Source organism: Curvibacter sp. GW821-FHT09D12 (assembly GCF_059416245.1).
The window spans coordinates 53,103-71,211 of the sequence record NZ_JBWKOU010000018.1; the positions used below are offsets into that span (position 1 = coordinate 53,103).

At 64.7% G+C, this 18,109-nt stretch carries 13 protein-coding genes; 12 read left to right on the forward strand and 1 reads right to left on the reverse strand.

Annotation, left to right across the window (positions count from 1 at the left end):
- The first annotated feature begins 130 nt into the window (after nucleotides 1-130).
- The 6 genes from AC07PT_RS23225 (at nucleotide 131) to AC07PT_RS23250 (ending at nucleotide 7,682) form a co-directional block, all read left to right on the forward strand.
- Nucleotides 131-268, forward strand: a complete 138-nt coding sequence (locus AC07PT_RS23225; RefSeq protein WP_494658268.1) for a hypothetical protein — start codon at nucleotides 131-133, stop codon at nucleotides 266-268.
- Nucleotides 262-672, forward strand: a complete 411-nt coding sequence (locus AC07PT_RS23230; RefSeq protein WP_494658269.1) for a putative pterin-binding protein — start codon at nucleotides 262-264, stop codon at nucleotides 670-672. Before AC07PT_RS23225 ends, AC07PT_RS23230 begins: the two co-directional genes overlap by 7 nt.
- A 25-nt stretch (nucleotides 673-697) precedes the next feature.
- The gene (locus tag AC07PT_RS23235; protein WP_494658270.1) at nucleotides 698-3,598 is read left to right on the forward strand and encodes an HD domain-containing phosphohydrolase; all 2,901 of its coding nucleotides are present in this window, start codon (nucleotides 698-700) and stop codon (nucleotides 3,596-3,598) included.
- Between the two features lie 102 nt (nucleotides 3,599-3,700).
- Nucleotides 3,701-4,825 (forward strand): sensor histidine kinase, encoded by a 1,125-nt coding sequence (locus AC07PT_RS23240; protein WP_494658271.1) that lies wholly within the window; start codon nucleotides 3,701-3,703, stop codon nucleotides 4,823-4,825.
- Nucleotides 4,822-5,607, forward strand: a complete 786-nt coding sequence (locus AC07PT_RS23245; RefSeq protein WP_494658272.1) for a response regulator transcription factor — start codon at nucleotides 4,822-4,824, stop codon at nucleotides 5,605-5,607. Before AC07PT_RS23240 ends, AC07PT_RS23245 begins: the two co-directional genes overlap by 4 nt.
- 290 nt (nucleotides 5,608-5,897) lie before the next feature.
- A complete protein-coding gene (locus tag AC07PT_RS23250) occupies nucleotides 5,898-7,682 on the forward strand; it encodes a methyl-accepting chemotaxis protein (RefSeq protein WP_494658273.1) in 1,785 nt (594 codons plus the stop codon).
- A 136-nt stretch (nucleotides 7,683-7,818) separates the two neighbouring features.
- Here AC07PT_RS23250 and AC07PT_RS23255 read toward each other — a convergent pair whose 3' ends face one another.
- Nucleotides 7,819-10,056, reverse strand: a complete 2,238-nt coding sequence (locus AC07PT_RS23255; RefSeq protein WP_494658274.1) for an NADP-dependent isocitrate dehydrogenase — start codon at nucleotides 10,054-10,056, stop codon at nucleotides 7,819-7,821.
- Between the two features lie 492 nt (nucleotides 10,057-10,548).
- Between AC07PT_RS23255 and AC07PT_RS23260 the strand changes: the two genes are divergently transcribed.
- The 6 genes from AC07PT_RS23260 to AC07PT_RS23285 all read left to right on the forward strand — a co-directional run bounded on the left by AC07PT_RS23260 (nucleotide 10,549) and on the right by AC07PT_RS23285 (nucleotide 17,962).
- A complete protein-coding gene (locus AC07PT_RS23260; protein ID WP_492349007.1) occupies nucleotides 10,549-11,688 on the forward strand; it encodes an ABC transporter substrate-binding protein in 1,140 nt (379 codons plus the stop codon).
- A gap of 60 nt (nucleotides 11,689-11,748) precedes the next feature.
- A complete protein-coding gene (locus tag AC07PT_RS23265) occupies nucleotides 11,749-12,624 on the forward strand; it encodes a branched-chain amino acid ABC transporter permease (protein ID WP_492348948.1) in 876 nt (291 codons plus the stop codon).
- Nucleotides 12,621-13,625, forward strand: a complete 1,005-nt coding sequence (locus AC07PT_RS23270; protein ID WP_494658275.1) for a branched-chain amino acid ABC transporter permease — start codon at nucleotides 12,621-12,623, stop codon at nucleotides 13,623-13,625. The genes AC07PT_RS23265 and AC07PT_RS23270 overlap by 4 nt, the downstream gene beginning before the upstream one ends.
- Nucleotides 13,626-13,630: 5 nt before the next feature.
- Nucleotides 13,631-14,377 carry an ABC transporter ATP-binding protein gene (locus AC07PT_RS23275; RefSeq protein ID WP_494658286.1) on the forward strand — a complete coding sequence of 249 codons (747 nt, stop codon included), beginning with the start codon at nucleotides 13,631-13,633 and terminating at the stop codon, nucleotides 14,375-14,377.
- 2 nt (nucleotides 14,378-14,379) lie between these two features.
- Nucleotides 14,380-15,138, forward strand: coding sequence for an ABC transporter ATP-binding protein (locus tag AC07PT_RS23280; RefSeq protein ID WP_492348946.1), 759 nt, complete (start codon nucleotides 14,380-14,382; stop codon nucleotides 15,136-15,138).
- 217 nt (nucleotides 15,139-15,355) lie between these two features.
- Nucleotides 15,356-17,962 carry a chemotaxis protein CheW gene (locus AC07PT_RS23285; protein ID WP_494658276.1) on the forward strand — a complete coding sequence of 869 codons (2,607 nt, stop codon included), beginning with the start codon at nucleotides 15,356-15,358 and terminating at the stop codon, nucleotides 17,960-17,962.
- Nucleotides 17,963-18,109 lie beyond the last annotated feature (147 nt).

Genomic DNA, 18,109 nt, shown 5'->3' on the forward strand with positions numbered 1-18,109 from the left:
CACCAGGCCGCGCCGCGTCACGGCAAGGCCAGTGACGCGTGCGGCAGACACCGGGACCGGTCACCACACGCATCGGCAAACAGACCGCCATAATGTCCGGAAATAACAATTTGTGACCAATGGGATTGAAATGGCAGCCAAGTCCATGCGGCCCCAGGGCCGACGCAGCACCTTGCTTCGACTCGCCTTGCCCCTGGTGCCGGCCCTGCTGGGCCGCGGTGCCGCCGCCGGCCAACTGCCAGAGCCTGCCGGGCCCCGGTGGTGCTGACCCTGTCGGGCCGGGTGGGCCTGCCCAATCAAGGCGCGCAGGCCGTGTTCGACCTGGCCATGCTGACGGCGCTGGCGCAGCGCCGCTTCAGCGTCAAGACGCCTTGGGACCCGCGCCCGGTCTCGTTCGAAGGCCCGCTGCTGCGCGAGGTGCTGCAAGCCGCCGACGCCCGCGGCACCCGCCTGACCCTGGTGGCCGTGAACGACTACAAGGTGGAGATCCCGACGGAGGATCTGGCGCACTGGGACGTGGTGCTGGCCCTGAAGATGAATGGCCAGGCCATTCCGGCGCGCACCAAGGGCCCCCTGTTCGTGGTCTACCCCTTCGATGTGGCGCAAGGCGCGTTGCTGGAGCAGTTCCGCGACCGCTCGATCTGGCAACTGGTGTCGATACGCGTCGATTGACCCACACCACGCACAGGGACACGGCATGACATCCAGCGCCAGCGAGCACGGCCCGTCGGGGCAGACCGAACCGGGTCGGGGCTTGTCGCTGCGGGTCTCGATTGCCACTGTGGTGGTGTTCTCCATGCTGCTGGTGGCCGTGGTGGTGATTGCCACAGGGTGGGCCGGTGCCCGAGCCAACGCCATCGACACCGCGACCCGCATGGCCACCGACGCCGGCAAGCTGGTGGGCGAGCGGGCCAAGGGCCTGCTGGAGCCGGCCAAGTCCACTCTGCGCCAACTGACCTTCGACCCCATCACCACCGCCCGCACGCTGGAGGCACGGCTCGAGCGCATCCATGTGCTGTCGGAGGAACTGGTGGCCAACCCGCTGCTGTCTTCGGTCTACGTGGGCTATGAGGATGGCGGCTTTCTGCTGGTGCGCCCGCTGGATCAGCCGGCGCAGCGCAAGCTGTTTGCCGCACCGCCCAAATCGAACTTCATGGCCCAGTCACGCGCCCGCGACCGGCAGGGGCGCTGGCAAGGCGAATACCTGTTCTTCGACACGGCCCGCCAACTACTGGAGCGCAGGGCCATGCCCGACTACCGTTTCGACCCCCGCACGCGCCCCTGGTACCAGGAGGCCCAGACCACCGGTCAGCCCTCCTTGTCCGAGCCGTATGCCTACTTCACCACCCAAGAGCTGGGGGTCACCCTGAGCCAGCTGAGCCACTCGGGGCAGGCCGTGATCGGCCTCGATGTGGTGCTGGACCAGTTGAGCCGCTCGCTGGCCGATCTGCGCGTGACGCCGCATGCGCGGATCGCCCTGGTGAACGCGCGCCAGGAGGTGCTGGCCGACCCGGACCACCCACACGCCAGCCAGTCGAGCCAGGGCGCGCCACGTTTTCGGCGGGTGCAGGAGCTGGGCGAGGCGGGGCTGAACGCCCTGCTTGAACAGGCCACCCAAGCCAGCCCGCCCTCGGGCCTGGGCCAGGCCCGCTTGCTGAAGGTTCAGGGCCACGAGCTGCTGGGCGTGGTGCTGCCTTTTGAAATGTGGTCCGACCAGGGCATGCGCCTGCTGGTGACCCTGCCGGTGGAGGAACTGCTGGGCGATCTGACGGCCAAGCGCCGCCGCATCGTGTTCATGGTGGTGCTGCTGGTGATTGCCATGCTGGCCCTGAGCTGGCCCATGGCGGCGCGAATCGGTCGCGGCATTGAAGGCCTGACCGACAAGGCCCGCTCTGTGGAACGCTTTCACTTCACGCAGGTCACGCCGCGCCGGTCGGCCATCAAGGAGGTCAACGAGCTCGCTGTGGCGATGCAGGGCATGAGCCAGACCATCGAGAGCTTTCTCAAACTCAGCCACCAGATGGCCACCGAGCCCGAGGTCGAACACATGCTTGACCAGGTGCTGCAGCAACTGGTGCAAGCCACCCGCAGCCATGCCGGCGCGGTGTACCTGTGGGACGAGGCCGCGGGCTGCATGCAACGGGCGGCCACCCACGGCCCGGCCGCAGCCGGCTTCGAGCCCCGCCTGGCCGGGCCTGGTACAGCCGCCCCCGGCGCGGCCGGCGAGCAACGCAGCGAGTTGCTGCTGCAGGGGCGCCAAGGCGATCGCCAGGGCCTGCTGGTGCTGCTGCACCAAGGTGACGACGGCCACGAAGACCGGGCTTTCCAGCACTTTGCCCAACAGCTGTCGGGCATGCTGGCCGTTTCCATCGAAACCCGTCAGCTGATCGACGCCCAGAAAAAGCTGCTCGACGCCGTGATCCGGCTGATGGCCGACGCCATCGATGCCAAAAGCCCCTACACCGGTGGGCACTGTGAACGTGTGCCCGAATTCGCCATCCAGATGATGGACCAGTTGCAGGCCGACACCCGCGGCCCCTACGCCGGGTACGGCCTGAACGAACAAGAGCGCTATGCCTTCCAGTTGGGGGCCTGGCTGCACGACTGCGGCAAGGTCACCAGCCCGGAGCACATCGTCGACAAGGCCACCAAGCTGGAGCTGATCGGCAACCGGATCCATGAAGTACGGCTGCGTTTCGAGCTGCTGTGGCGCGACGCCGAGATCAGCTGCTGGCAGGCCCTGGCCCAAGGTCAGGACACGGACATGGCCCATGCCACCCTGGCCGCACGCCAGCAGCGCCTGCAAGAAGACTTTGCCTTTGTCGCCGCCTGCAATCTGGGCAGCGAAGCCCTGAGCGACGATGCCGTGGCCCGCCTGCAGGCGCTGGGGGCCCAGACCTGGCAGCGCCACTTCGACGACCGCCTGGGTTTGTCGGTTGAGGAGCTGGACCGCCTGCAAAAAGCCCGCCCCCAGGCCCTGCCTTTGCCCACCCCCGAACCCTTGCTGGCCGATCGGCCCGAACACTGCATCCCCTGGGGTGAGCGACGCCCCCCGGTGGAAAAAGGCGCCCCGGGCAATGTTTACGGCTTTGACATGCCGCTGCCCCTGTACAAGCAAAACATGGGGGAGCTACACAACCTGTCCGTGCGCCGCGGGACCCTGACGGAAGAGGATCGCTTCCGCATCAACGAGCACATCGTTCAGACCTACACCATGCTCAAGGCCCTGCCCTGGCCCCAGGCCCTGAGCCGGGTACCCGAACTGGCTGCAACCCACCACGAACGGCTCGATGGCCAGGGCTACCCGCGCCGACTGAAGGCCGACCAACTCGGCCTGCCCGAGCGGGTGATGGCCCTGGCCGACGTGTTCGAGGCCCTGACAGCGGCCGACCGCCCTTACAAGACGCCCAAGCCTCTGAGCGAAACCCTGAACATCATGGCCCGCATGTGCCGTGAACAGCACCTGGACACCGAGTTGTTCCGGTATTTCCTGCGCAGCGGGCTGTGGCAGCAACTGGCCCACACCTACCTGCAAGCCGCCCAGATCGATCGGGTCGATCTGGCCTCGATCGAAGCCCAGCTGCCCACACGGGCCTGACAGGCTTGGCCGACTCCGCCACGGGCTTAAACCCGGATGCGCGGTGCGAAAATAGCAGTTCGTAGGGCGAAAAATGCCTTACGTCAAATACACTTGCCCAAAATGAACGTTCCAGCCAACGCCCTGCGGGTGATCGAGTTCCTGATGCAGAGGACTCCCACCATGATCGCCTATTGGGATCAGGCGTTGCGCTGTCACTATGCCAACGACGCCTACAAGACCTGGTTCGGCGCCGACCCCGAAAAGATGATCGGCATGACGTTGATGGACCTGCTGGGTCCGGAGTTGTTTGCACTGAACGAACCGCATGTCAAGGGCGCCATGGCCGGCCAGGAGCAGACCTTCGAGCGGGTCGTGCCTGGGCCGGACGGCGTGCGACGCAACAGCCTGGCCAAGTACATGCCCGACATCGAAGATGGCGTGGTACAGGGCTTTGTGGTGACGGTCACTGAAATCACCCAACTCAAGCAACTCGAAGAAGCGCTGGCGCGTGAGACAGCCATGCGCAAGGACATCGAGTTGCGTGCCCAGGAGCTGTCGGCCCTGCTGGTCGAGCGCAGTGAAATGCTGGACGTGCTGGCCCACGAAGTGCGCCAGCCCCTGAACAACGCGTCGGCCGCGCTGCAAAGCGCCCAGGCCGCCATGATCACCATGGCGCCCAGCGGCCTGAACCAGCGGCTGGAACGGGCCCAGTCGGTGCTGCAGCAGGTGCGCAGCAGCATCGACAACACCCTGGCGACGGCAGCGCTGCTGGCGGGCCCCGGCAAGTTGAACCGCATCGACATGGACATCGACACCTTTGTCCAGGTGTGCATCCAGGACCTCGGCGAAGCCGACCAGAGCCGAATCCAGGTGGACCGGCAGACCGCCACCCGCACGGCCTCGATGGACCTGGGCCTGATGCGACTGGCACTGCGCAATCTGCTGCTCAATGCGGTGCGCCACAGCGCACCCGACACGCCCATCGTGGTGCGTCTGGCGGACTCCGATGCCCCCCTGGCACTGCTGATCGACGTGGTCGACCAGGGCACCGGATTTGACCCGCAGGTGTTGCCCCACCTGTTTGAACGCGGTGCCCAGGGCCGCCAAAGCCACGGGGGCCGCGGCCTCGGCCTTTACCTGGTGCACCGCATCCTAGAAATGCACGGCGGACAGGCCTGCCTGCTGCAGCACTCCGCTGCAGGCTCGACCCTCCGCATGATCTTGCCCCCTCAGGAAGACGAATGAACATGCTCAGCGATACCACCGTCATCACGGACGCCCAAACCCCCGCACCACTCCACGCGCCGGCCGCATCCGGCCAGACGCCCGCGCCCCCCCTGCCGACTTCGCTGGCCCTGGTGGAGGACGACCTCGAATACGCTGAATACTTGGCCCAGTACCTCAGCGAGCAAGGGGTCAACGTGCACCGCTATGGCGACAGCAACGACCTGCTGGCCGACCGCACGCCTTACGAATATGGCTTTTACCTGCTCGACCTGACCCTGCCCGGCGTGGACGGGGTGGAGCTGATCCGCATCCTGCGCAAGCGCACTGCCGTCGGCATCATCGTGGTCACCGGGCGGCGCGACAACGACGTGTTCGAGCGGGTCATGGAGGCCGGCGCCGACATGCACCTGAGCAAGCCGGTGCGCTTCGAACAGGTGACCATGGCCATCAAGGCCGTGCAACGCCGCAGCAGCCCCAACCCGGTTCAGAACCCGGGCCTGAGCTGGAGACTGGACACCTTGCAGGCCGAATTGCTCGCCCCCGATGGAACCCGCATCGGTCTGAGTGGGACCGACATGGCCGTCATGGAATGCCTGCTCGAGGCTCAGGGCGCCGTGGTCAGCAAGAACACGCTCAACGAGCGCCTGGGCCGCCCCCTGACCGAGGGCCCGGACAACGGCCTCAACGCCACCATCTACCGCCTGCGCCGACGCATCGAACAAGCCACCCCGCTGCACGTGCCGCTGCACAGCCAAAGCCGCAAGGGCTACCAGTTCAGGGCGCCGCTGGTTCGAGTGTGAGCCGACCTGCTCGGTCGCCGACGGCTCGGTGCCGAGCACCTGTCCACTTTTGGTACAAATGACGAAGCACAACAAAAATCAAACATAAAAATCATTTTTTCGATGGGCGGTACCTATGATGGGCATTGAAAAGCCCATTGAGTGTCATCCGTGAACTGCACCGGATGACCTCGCCCTCAGAGGCTTTCAGTTTCTGATTGCTGTCACACCTCAAGAGCATCATCGTCGGCGCGATGCCATCGCTGTCGGCCACATGAAAAGCCATTTGAGAACCTATTCGAGAGGTGTTGATGAATCTTGCGCATTGGTCGGTTCGTGGCCAGTTGACCCTGGCATTCGGCGGCTTGACCGCCCTGGTGCTGTTGATTGCCGGCCTGGCCATCCAGGCTCTGGGCGCCTCCAACGCCGACTTTGAGGCCTATGTGAATGGCGTCAACCGACGGGCCAAGCTCGCCGAAGAGGTGCACAAGGCCGTGGCAGGCCGGGCCATTGCGGCGCGCAATCTGGTGCTGGTGACCCAAGCGGCCGATCTGGAAGCCGAAAAAGCCTTGGCCCAGGCTGCACACAAGGCGGTGGGCGAGCACCTGGCCCAACTCAAGGATCTGGTCAAAGCCGCCGACGTGCCCGCCCAGCCACGCCAATTGGTGGCCGACATCGACCAGATCGAGCAAGCCTACGGCCCGGTGGCGCTGGGCATCATCGACCTGGCCCTGAAAGGGCAGCACGAAGCGGCCGTGCTCAAGATGAACACCGAGTGCCGCCCACTGCTGGCACGCCTGCTGGGCAAGACCGAGGAATACGCGCAATTGACCGAAAAGCGGGCGCAGGCGATGGTGGCTGAATCTGAAGCCCACTACACCCGACAGCGCACACTGATGGTCACGACCGGCCTGGCGGCCCTGCTGGGCGCGGCCCTGGCCGGCTGGCTGATCACCCGACGGCTGACCCAAGCCCTGGGGGCCGAGCCGGCCGAACTGGGTGAAGCGGCGCAACGCGTGGCCAATGGCGATCTGGGCACCCCACTGGCCAAGCTGAGCCAGGCGCCCGAAGGCAGCGTGCTGGCCTCTCTGGGCGCGATGCAGGCCAGCCTGGTGAACATCGTGCAACAGGTTCGTTCGGCCTCCGAATCGATTGCTGGCGGGGTGACGGAGATCTCCACCGGCAACACCGACCTGAGCCAGCGCACCGAAGAGCAGGCCAGCGCCCTGCAACAGACCGCCGCCACCATGGACCAGTTTGGCGCCACCGTGCGCAACAACGCCGACAACGCCCAGTTGGCCAACCAGTTGGCGAGCAATGCCTCCAGCGTGGCGAGCCGCGGTGGCCAGGTGGTGTCACAGGTGGTGGATACCATGAAGGGGATCCACGACAGCTCGCGCAAGATCTCCGACATCATCGGCGTGATCGATGGCATCGCCTTCCAGACCAACATCCTGGCGCTGAATGCAGCGGTGGAGGCTGCCCGTGCCGGCGAACAAGGCCGAGGCTTTGCCGTGGTGGCAGGTGAGGTGCGCACCCTGGCCCAGCGCAGCGCCAGTGCGGCCAAAGAAATCAAGACCCTGATCGGCAACAGCGCCGACCAGGTGGCCCAGGGGGCCCAATTGGTCGAGCAAGCCGGCAGCACCATGACCGAGGTGGTGCAGGCCATCCAGCGCGTGAGCGACATCGTGGGCGAAATCAGTTCGGCCAGTGCCGAGCAGAGCTCGGGCATGGGCCAGATCAGCCAGGCCGTGAACCAGCTAGATCAGACCACCCAGCAAAATGCCGCCCTGGTGGAGGAAAGCGCCGCCGCTGCCCAGAGCCTGGAGAACCAGGCCGCCCAACTGGTCCAGACCGTGGCCGTCTTCAAGTTGGGATCGGCAGGCACCCGTGTGACAGGCCCGTCGGCAACGCTGCCGCGTCACTCGCCACATCACTCGCCGCATCATCCAACACAACGCCCCCAGGCGGCGGCCCGCTTGGCATCCGGCAGGCCCGCCACGCAGCGAGTGGCCCTGGCATCGACACCGACTTCGTCACCGGCCCCTGCCCTGGCCACCACCCGCAAGGGCCAGGATGACTGGGAGAGCTTTTGAACGCAGCCCGGCCAGGTCGGGCCGGGTCGCAGGGCCGGGCCTTGGGTGTGGCCCCGACTGTGAACACCGCATGAAAAAACCCACCGGGCGCAGCGCAAGCTGCATCCGGTGGGTTTTTTGTTGAAGGACGCGCTCGTCAGGCCTTGACGGTGCCCAGTGCGGCGTTCAGCGTGGCGCTGGGGCGCATCACGGCATCCAGCTTGGCGAAGTCTGGCTTGTAATAGCCGCCGATGTCGACCGGCTTGCCTTGCACCGCAGCCAGTTCAGCCACGATGGTCTGCTCGTTGTCGGCCAGGGCCTTGGCCAGCGGCACGAACTTGGCCGCCAGGGTGGCGTCTTCGGTCTGTGCGGCCAGTTCCTGGGCCCAGTACAGGGCCAGGTAGAACTGGCTGCCGCGGTTGTCCAACTGGCCGGTCTTGGGCGACGGGTTCTTGTTGTTGTCCAGCAGCTTGCCGGTGGCAGCGTCCAGGGTCTTGGCCAGGATCTTGGCCTGGTTGTTGCCCGTCTTGATGCCCAGGTCTTCCAGACTCACGGCCAGGGCCAGGAACTCGCCCAGCGAATCCCAGCGCAGGTGGTTTTCTTCGACCAACTGCTGCACGTGCTTCGGAGCCGAGCCGCCGGCACCGGTTTCGTACATGCCGCCGCCGGCCATCAGGGGCACGACCGACAGCATCTTGGCCGAGGTGCCCAGTTCCATGATGGGGAACAGGTCGGTCAGGTAGTCACGCAGGATGTTGCCGGTGGCGCTGATGGTGTCCAGGCCGCGGATCACGCGCTCCAGGGTGTAACGCATGGCTCGCACCTGGCTCATGATCTGGATGTCCAGGCCGGTGGTGTCGTGCTCATGCAGGTACATCTTGACCTTGGTGATCAGCTGCGCCTCATGCGGACGGTACGAATCCAGCCAGAACACCACGGGCATGCCCGAGTTGCGGGCACGCGTGACGGCCAGCTTGACCCAGTCGCGGATGGCGGCGTCCTTAACCTGGCACATGCGCCAGATGTCGCCGGCTTCCACGTTCTGGCTCAGCAGCACTTCGCCAGTGGCCAAGTCGGTGATGTTGGCCACGCCGTCTTCAGGAATCTCGAAAGTCTTGTCGTGCGAGCCGTATTCTTCGGCCTGCTGGGCCATCAGACCCACGTTGGGCACCGTGCCCATGGTCTTGGGATCGAAGGCGCCGTGCCACTTGCAGAAGTTGATGATCTCCTGGTAGATGCGGGCAAAGGTCGACTCGGGCATCACGGCCTTGACGTCCTTCAGTCGGCCATCGGCGCCCCACATCTTGCCGCCGTTGCGGATCATCGCGGGCATGGATGCGTCCACGATCACGTCGTTGGGCGAGTGGAAGTTGGTGATGCCCTTGGCCGAGTCGACCATGGCCAGCTCAGGACGGTGCTCGTGGCAGGCGTGCAGATCGCGCTTGATCTCGTCCTGCTTGGATTGCGGCAGGGTGGCGATCTTGTCGTACAGGTTGGCCATGCCGTTGTTCACGTTCACGCCCAGTTCCTCGAACAGCTTGGCGTGCTTCTCGAACGCGTCCTTGTAGAAGATCTTCACGCAGTGGCCGAACACGATGGGGTGCGAGACCTTCATCATGGTAGCCTTGACGTGCAGCGAGAACATCACGCCGGTCTTGTGAGCGTCTTCGATTTCCTTCTCGTAGAACTCGACCAGCGCCTTCTTGCTCATGAACATGCTGTCGATCACTTCACGATCCAGCAGCGAAACCTTGGGCTTGAGGATGATGGTCTTGCCGCTCTTGGTCAGCAGCTCCATCTTCACATCACGGGCGCGGTCCAGTGTCATGGACTTTTCGCCGTGGTAGAAGTCGCCGGCGTGCATGTGCGACACGTGGCTGCGTGAAGCCTGGCTCCACTCGGCCATGCTGTGCGGGTTCTTGCGAGCGTATTCTTTGACGGCCTTGGGGGCGCGGCGGTCCGAGTTGCCTTCGCGCAGCACCGGGTTCACGGCCGAGCCCAGGCACTTGTTGTAGCGCAGGCGGATGGCCTTTTCTTCGTCAGTCTGGGGGTTTTCCGGGAAGTCGGGCAGCTTGTAGCCCTTGGACTGCAGTTCGCGGATGGCGGTCACCAGCTGGTTCTGCGAGGCGCTGATGTTGGGCAACTTGATGATGTTGGCGTCTGCCTGCAGGGTCTTCTTGCCCAGTTCGGCCAGCGTGTTGGGCACGCGCTGCTCTTCCGACAGGAACTCGGGGAACTCACCCAGGACGCGGCTGGCCACCGAGATGTCGCTGGTGACGACGTCCACGCCCGCCGGGGCCGTGAAGGTACGGATGATCGGCAGGAAGGCACTGGTCGCCAGCAGCGGAGCTTCGTCGGTCAGGGTGTAGATGATGGTGGGTTGCTGGGTACTCATTGCAGATCTCAAGAAGTGGTGCTGGACAAACGCCACCGGCCCCGTCAAAGACTTGGCCGGCAGTCACTGAAGAATGCTCCCCGATTTTGCTTGCTGGGGTCTGACCTCTGGGCAATTTTTTGCAACGGAATCTCACAATGCAAAATTTCATGCCCTTCGTGGGCGTTTTTTTGCTTGTGCAGTGCAGCAATTCAACCCCGCAGACCCCTCCGGAGCGCCCCCACCTGACGCTTGGCCTGGGCCGGTAGAACACCCCCGCAGAGGCCCGGCGTCAGGCCCCGCGAGGCGCGTCTGGCGTTCCCGAAAAAACCCAGCGCCCGTAGATACCCGTGAAACGCCCCCGCTGCGCCCAAACCGCGCGTTTATCGCGCAATTCAAGGAATCCCCTGCTTCCGCCGCCTGGCGAGGCCTTCTAGGCTTGCGCCCATGTCCTTGGTCCGTGTGTACGAAACGGCCATCGACTCGCCTTCAGAACCTCAACCGGAGACCGACATGACCCCCTTGCGCACCATCCATAAAGCCACCCTGCTGGGCGCGCTGCTGACCGCTGCCGCCCTGGCCCAGGCTCAAGACAGCATCAAGATCGCCAACCTGGTCGAGTTGTCCGGCCCGGGCACCACCGCGGGCACCCTGTTCAAGAACGGGGTCGAGTTGGCCATCAAGGAGATCAACGCGGGCGGCGGCATCCTGGGCAAGAAGATCAGCTACACCACCGAAGACACCCAGAGCAACCCGGGCGTCGCCAAGGGCCTGACCCAGAAAGCCGTGGACAACGAGGTGTTTGCCATCTTCGGCCCGGTGTACTCGGGTTCGATCATGGTGTCGATGGCCGAAAGCAAGCGCGGCGAGGTGCCCAACTTCACCGGCGGCGAGGCCGCGGCCATCACGGCCCAGGGCAACCCCTATGTGTTCCGCACCTCGTTTGGCCAAGCCGTGTCGTTTCCGAAGCTGGTGCGCTACGTGAACAGCAAATCGCAGAAGCTGGCCCTGATTTACGTGAACAACGACTTTGGCAAGGGCGGGCGTGACAGCCTGATCAAGCTGCTGGAGGGCTCGCCCACCAAGCTGGTGGCCGACATCTCCACCGACGCCGGCCAGGTCGACTTTTCGGCCGCCGTGCTCAAGGCCAAGCAAAGCGATGCCGATGCCGTGCTGATCTACACCAACGAAGAAGAATCGGCCCGCGCCCTGCGCGAATTGCGCAAACAGGGCTGGAAGAAGCCCATGATCGGCGAGACCACCCTGACCGGGCAAAAGGTGATCGAGCTGGCTGGCGATGCGGCCAATGGGGCCGTGGCCCACGTGGGCCTGACCATCGATGCGCCCCAGTTGAAGGCCTTCGGAGCCAAGTACAAGGCCGAGTACAAGTCGGAGTCGGACCACAACGGCATCAAGGGCTACACCGGTGTGTACATCCTGAAGGCGGCCATCGAGAAAGTGGGCAAGCTCGACCGCAAGGCGGTGGCGGCAGCCCTGCGCGGCGGCTGCTTCACCACCAAGCAGCAGCCCAACATCCTGATGGACGTGTGCTTTGACGACAAAGGCGAGCTGGACCGCGAAAGCTTCCTGGTCGAGGTGAAGAACGGCAAGGCCGAAGTGGTTCAAACCCTGCCGCCGCTGCGCCAGAAGTGATCGCCTGCCCGGCCGGGCCCTGGGCCCTGGCCGGGGCTTTTCCCTTGTCTGGACCCTCCGATGACCGACTTTCTCCAACTCTTTCTGAGTGGCCTGTCCACCGGCAGCATCTATGCGCTGGTGGCACTGGGCTTCACCCTGCTGTGGCAGGCATCCGGCACCATCAACTTCGCCCAGGGCGAATTCGTGATGCTGCCGGCCTTCATGATGGTGGCCATGCTGCAGGCGGGCCTGTCTTTGTACCTGGCCTTTGCGATCGCCATCGTGCTGTCGTGCCTGGTGCTGGGCTGGCTGTTCAAGCGTGGCCTGGTCGACCCCCTGTTCAAGTACGGGATGATGCCGATCGTGGTGGCCACGATCGGCTTGTCGATTGCCCTGCGCAACGGCGTGCGGGCTGGCTACTCGGCCGAGCCTCAGCCCTTCCCGCAGGTGTTTCCGGACGTGGTGTTCGACGTGATGGGGGTCACCCTGTCGGGCAGCGACATCGGCACCTTTGTGCTGGCCATTGCCCTGGTGCTGGTCACGCAGGCCTTCCTGGCCAAGACCGTGACCGGTCGCGCCATGCAGGCCGTGGCCCAGAACACCGAAAGCGCCGCTGTGCTGGGCATCAACGTGCCCCGCATGATCTTCTACACCTTTGCCATCAATGCGGTGCTGGCCGCCGCTGCGGCGCTGCTGGTCACGCCGACCTACCTGGCCAAGTTCGACATGGGTGAAGGCCTGGGCAACAAGGCCTTCTTCGCCGCCATCATCGGCGGCTTCAACAACAGCCGTGGTGCCCTGCTGGGCGGGCTGATCGTGGGGGTGTGCGAGAACCTGGCGGCGGCCTACATCTCGCCGGCCTACAAGGATGCGGTGGCCCTGGTGATCTTCATGGTCGTGATCCTGTTCAAGCCGCAGGGCCTGCTGGGCCGCAAAGAGGAGCGCAAGGTATGAAAAAAGCGCAACTGATCTTCGGCATCGCGGCCCTGGCCGCGATGCTGGTATTGCCCGGTTTCCTGAAAAACTACGGCATCCACCTGTTCACCACCTGGCTGGTGTTCACCATTGCCACCATGGGGCTGAACCTCACGGTGGGGTATGCGGGGCAGAAGTCGCTGGGCCACGCGGCCTTCTTTGGCATCGGGGCCTACACGGTGGCCATCTTGCTCAAGGCCGGCATCAGCTTCTGGATCGGCCTGCCCGCGGCCGCCCTGCTGTGCTTTGCAGTGGGCCTGCTGCTGGGCTTTCCGGCCTTGCGTGTGCAGACCATCTACCTGGCCTTTGCCACCCTGGGCTTCAACACCGCTCTTTGGTTGGTGATGCGCAATGAAGAGTGGCTGACCGGGGGCACCTTCGGCATCAACGACATCGCCCGCCCCGGCCTGTTCGGCTTCAGCCTGGACGGCAACCTGGCCTATTACTACCTGGTGCTGGCCTTTGCCGTGGTGCTGGGGGCCTTGTTGTGGGGCCTGCTGCGCTCGCCCTGGGGCAAGGCCTTCACGGCCCTGCGCGACAACCCGATCCGGGCCGAAAGCTTGGGGGTGGACATCCGCAGCTACACGCTGATGAGTTTTGCCATTGGCGCCGTGTACGCCGGCATCGCCGGGGGCTTGTATGCGTCGCAGGTGCAGTTCATCGACCCCGCCACCTTCACCGTGGGCTCGTCCATCATGATGTACCTGATGGTGGTGGTGGGCGGCCCGGGCTACTTCTTCGGCCCGCTGCTGGGCTCGGCCGTGGGTGTGATCCTGCCCGAGTGGCTGCGCTTCGCCCAGGCCTGGTACCTGTTCGTGTTCGGCGCCGCCGTGGTGTTGCTGATGATCTGGCTGCCCGATGGGTTGCTGAGCGTGCCCGAGCGCTTGAAGGCACGCCGACAGTCCCGCGAGGAATCGGCCGCCCGGGCCGCCAAAGCCGCCAGCGCCGCGTCAACCCAGCCGAACGGAGGTCAGGCATGAACCCCATGAATCAGCCCTTGCTGCAAGTCAGAGGCCTGAAGAAGGCCTATGGTGCGATCCAGGCCGTGGGCGGTGTGTCGTTCGAGGTGCGCCCCGGCGAGATCTTCGGCGTCATCGGGCCCAACGGCTCGGGCAAGACCACCTTGTTCAACAGCATGCTGGGCCAGATCACGCCCGACGAGGGGCAGATCCTGCTGCACGGCCAGGACGTGTCGCGCCTCGGGCCGCTGGCGCTGAGCCGGCGCGGCGTGGGCCGCACCTTCCAGACCCTGCAGGTGTTCGGCAAGATGAGCGTGCGCGACAACCTGATCGTGGCCGCCCAGGAACACCAGGGCAGCCTGCTCAGCCGCATGTTCGCGCCCGGCGATTCGGGCCTGGGGGCCCGGGCTGACGCGCTGATCGACCAGTTTCACATCCGCCACGTGGCGCACAAGAAGGCCGGCGAGCTGAGTTACGGCCAGCAAAAGCTGGTCGACATCGCGATGGCGTTCATGAGCGAGCCCGACCTGGTGCTGCTGGACGAGCCCTGCGCCGGGGTCAACCCGTCGCTGGTGGGCGGCATCAGCACCCTGCTCAAGCAACTCAACCAAAGCCGCCGCGGCAGCTTTGTGGTGATCGAACACAACATGGATTTCGTGATGGACCTGTGCCACCGCATCATGGTGATGGTGGAGGGCCAGGTGATGGCCATTGGCACACCGGCCGAGATCCGCGCCAACAAACAGGTGCTGGACGCCTACCTGGGGAGCTGAACATGGCCACCATGCCCAACACAGAGGCCTGCATCACCTTTGACAAGGTGAGCGCCGGCTACAAGGATTTCATGATCCTCAACGACCTGTCCTTCCAGGCCCGGCGCGGCAGCATCACGCTGCTGATCGGGCCCAATGGGGCGGGCAAATCCACCGTGCTGAAGACCTTGTTCGGCCTGCTCAAGCCCCGCCAGGGCCAGATCCTGCTGAACGGTGAAAGCATCGGCGGCGCCAGCCAGAAAGAGCTGCTGGCACGTGGCATTGCCTTCGTGCCGCAGGGGCGCAACCTGTTCGGCCAGCTCAGCGTGTACGAGAACCTGGAGCTGGGGGGCATCACCCTGGGCATGAAGACCACCCACGAGCGCATTCCCGAGGTGCTGGAGTTCTTCCCCCGCGTGAAGGAGCGCCTGCACTCGCGGGCCGCCTCGCTGTCGGGCGGGGAGCAAAAGCAGCTTGAGATCGGCCGCGCCCTGCTGCTGCGCCCCAAGGTGATCCTGATCGATGAACCCTCGATCGGCCTGTCGCCCATGGTGGTGCTGGATGTGTTCAAGCTGCTGCGTCGCCTGGCCGAGCAAGGCACCACCGTGCTGATGGTGGAGCAGAACGTGAAAAGCGCCCTGGCGTATTCAGACGACGCGATCGCGCTGGAATCGGGCCGCCTGGTGCTGCACCGGCCGGCGGCCGAAATTCTCAGCGATCCACACATGGAACGGCTGTTCCTCGGTGGTGCACACACCACTTCACAGCCACTTGTGGCTTGATATGCGCCACCAAACATGCACCAAAATCGAAATAAACGCGCCAATACAGGGATTAATGCACCAATTTAGTTCTTTATTCCAAACCAATGTCAATCTGCGAATAAATATGGCAAAACCGGATTGACTAAACACATAAAAATCGCTCATTACCCGTATTTGGCGGGCATAAGTATTGCAACCCCTTCAGAAGAGCAACTGATGCTCGAGAAGGAACGCCATGCCAGCCAGCCCACTGACCACTGCCCAGACCGAAGTGTTCATGCCCCACATGCGGGACGTGGGCCGATGCGAGCGCTCTCTGCAAGAACTCAACCTGATGTGGCGCATCATCGAGGCCTCGGCCAAGATGAACTGCCCACAAGAGGCTCGCGCCATCCTGCCCACCATGGCGGCCACCCGCAGCAGCTTTGCAAAACTCGAAAAGGAGCTGGTGCGCAGCCTGGTGCAAGAGAAGGTGAGCCACGTGCTGACAGAGATCGGCACCAAGGCCCAGTACGTGATCGACATCGTGGTGCGCAACCTGTACGAACGCACGGCCGATGTGGGCTTTCTCGCCACGGACCGGGAACTGTGCAGCTTCGTGGCCGGCCAGCATGATGAACGCGGCCGCATCTACCATCGACTGTGCGAGTACCGCAGCAAGTACACGGTCTATGACGAAATCATCCTGCTGGACACCGCCGGCAACGTGCTGGTGCAAATTGACCCAGCAACACCACTTGAACACAGCAGCGATACGCTGATCCAACAGACCCTGGACAGTGACGGCTACATCGAGACATTCCGCGCCAGTGACCTGCGGCCCGGCAAGCGCAAGGCCCTGATTTACTCGCGTCGCATGCACCACCCCGACACCGGCTCGGTGGTCGGCGTGTTGTGCCTGTGCTTTCATTTCGAACACGAGATGCAGGGCATCTTTGCCTCACACGGTGACCTGGCCCGACGCAGCAACCTGCTGCTGCTCGACGCCAGCCATGAGGTGATCGCCAGCGCCGATCCGCTGTGGGTGCCCGTGGGCGCCCAGGTACCGGTGAACCTGGAGCACGCGCCCCAGTTGCGCCTGTTCGGAGGCCGTGAGTACCTGGTGCGCACCTTCGGCGCCGAGGGTTACCAGGGCTACCCGGGCCCGACGGGTTGGCTCGGCCAGGTGATGATCCCGCTGGACGTGGCTTTCGGACACAGCGAGCGTGATCTTCTGAGCAACCTGGACCCCGCCCTGCTCAACGGCCTGCTGTCGCATGCCGACACCTTCTGCCCCCCGTTGCACGACATCATGATGGCGGCGCGGCACATCCAGCGCATCGTCTGGAACGGACAGGTGATGACGGCGGGGCAGACCGGCGATCTGCTCAAACTCAAGACCGTGCTCGACCAGATCAGCGAGACCGGCAATCGCAGCAACGAGTTGTTTGAGCAATCCATCCACGACCTCTACCAGACCGTGCTGGCCTCGTCGTTGCAGGACGCCGAGTTCACGGCCCATCTGCTGGTCGACCTGCTGGACCGCAACCTTTACGAACGTTCGGACGACTGCCGCTGGTGGGCCCTGACCCCCGAGCTGCGGCAAGGCCTGGCCCATCCTGAAGGCGACACCCCCGAGCGCTTCGCCACGATCCTGGGCTACATCAACCAGCTCTACACCGTGTACACCCGCCTGGTGGTGTATGACCGCCAGGGTTGCATCATCGCGGCCACGGGTGAGGGCGGCACCGAATGGGTCGGGCAGGCGGTCTCGTCGGAGTCCTTGTCCAAGGTGCTGACCCTGAGCAGCCCTCAGCACTACCATGTCAGCCCCTTTGAGGCATCACCACTGTACGAGGGGCAGGCCACCTACATCTACCACGCGGCCATCCGCCACCCCGAGCACGAGGACCAGGTGGTGGGGGGCATCGGCATCGTGTTCGACTCTGGCCCCGAGTTGGTGAACATGCTGCACAGCGGCCTGGGCGGGCGCGACCAGATGGCGGCGGCGTTCGTCGACCGCCAGGGCCGGGTACTGGCCAGCACCAGCGAGCTGCATCCGATCGGATCCCAACTCGACCTGGCGGCCGCGGCCTTGGGGATGGACAACGGACATCACCTGTCGCGGGTCACCACCCACCAGGGCCAATACGCCATCGAAGCCTGCTCGGTGTCCAGCGGCTACCGCGAGTTCAAGACCAGCGATGGCTACCGTGAGGACGTGATCGCCGTGGTGTACCGCCACTTCGGCGCGGTGCGCTCGACCCAGACCCCGACCAGCACCCGGGCGTATTTCATCGAGCACGACCCGGCGCAGACCGGCGGCCTGGAATTCGCCACCTTCTTCAGCGACGGCAACCTGATGGCCCTGCCCGCCGAGTGCGTGCAAGAAGCCGTGTCCTTTGCCGAGGTGCGCACCACCTCGATGGGCTTGCGCACGGCGCAGATCGGCATCCTGGGCCTGCGCGCCGACCAGGCGCCCCTGGGCAAGGCCAGCTTCATCTGGGTGTTCGACCTGGGCGAGCTCATGCATGGCCGGCGTTCGCGCACCACCCCCACCAGCCAGGTGATGATCTTGCGCCACCGCGACCAGGCCCTCGGCCTGCTGGTGGACGACCTGCACGCCGTGACCCAGTTCAACCCCGCCGACATCGAGCCCAGCCCGCTGGCCCTGCTGTCCGAGTCCATGCTGACCACCGAGGTCATCAAGGCCAACCAGGGCCGCCTGCTGATCCAGGCCGTGAACGCGCCCCGGCTGTTCGACTGGCTGATCGACGGGATCGAGCCACCCGGGCCAGCCGCCGCTCGACCGCGCCAGGAAGCCGATCTCTCCGAGGATGCCCTGGAGGCCCTGGCCGACTGAGGGGGACCTTCAACTCACCGGGAACGCGTTGCATGGCGCCGTGGCGTGGCGGCCGTCACCGCCGCAGTGGCGTAGCCGAAGGGGCAGAACATCGGCAGTGTCTCGTCCGCCGGGCTTTGGGGGCAGGCATGCCAAGCCTGCGTTGGT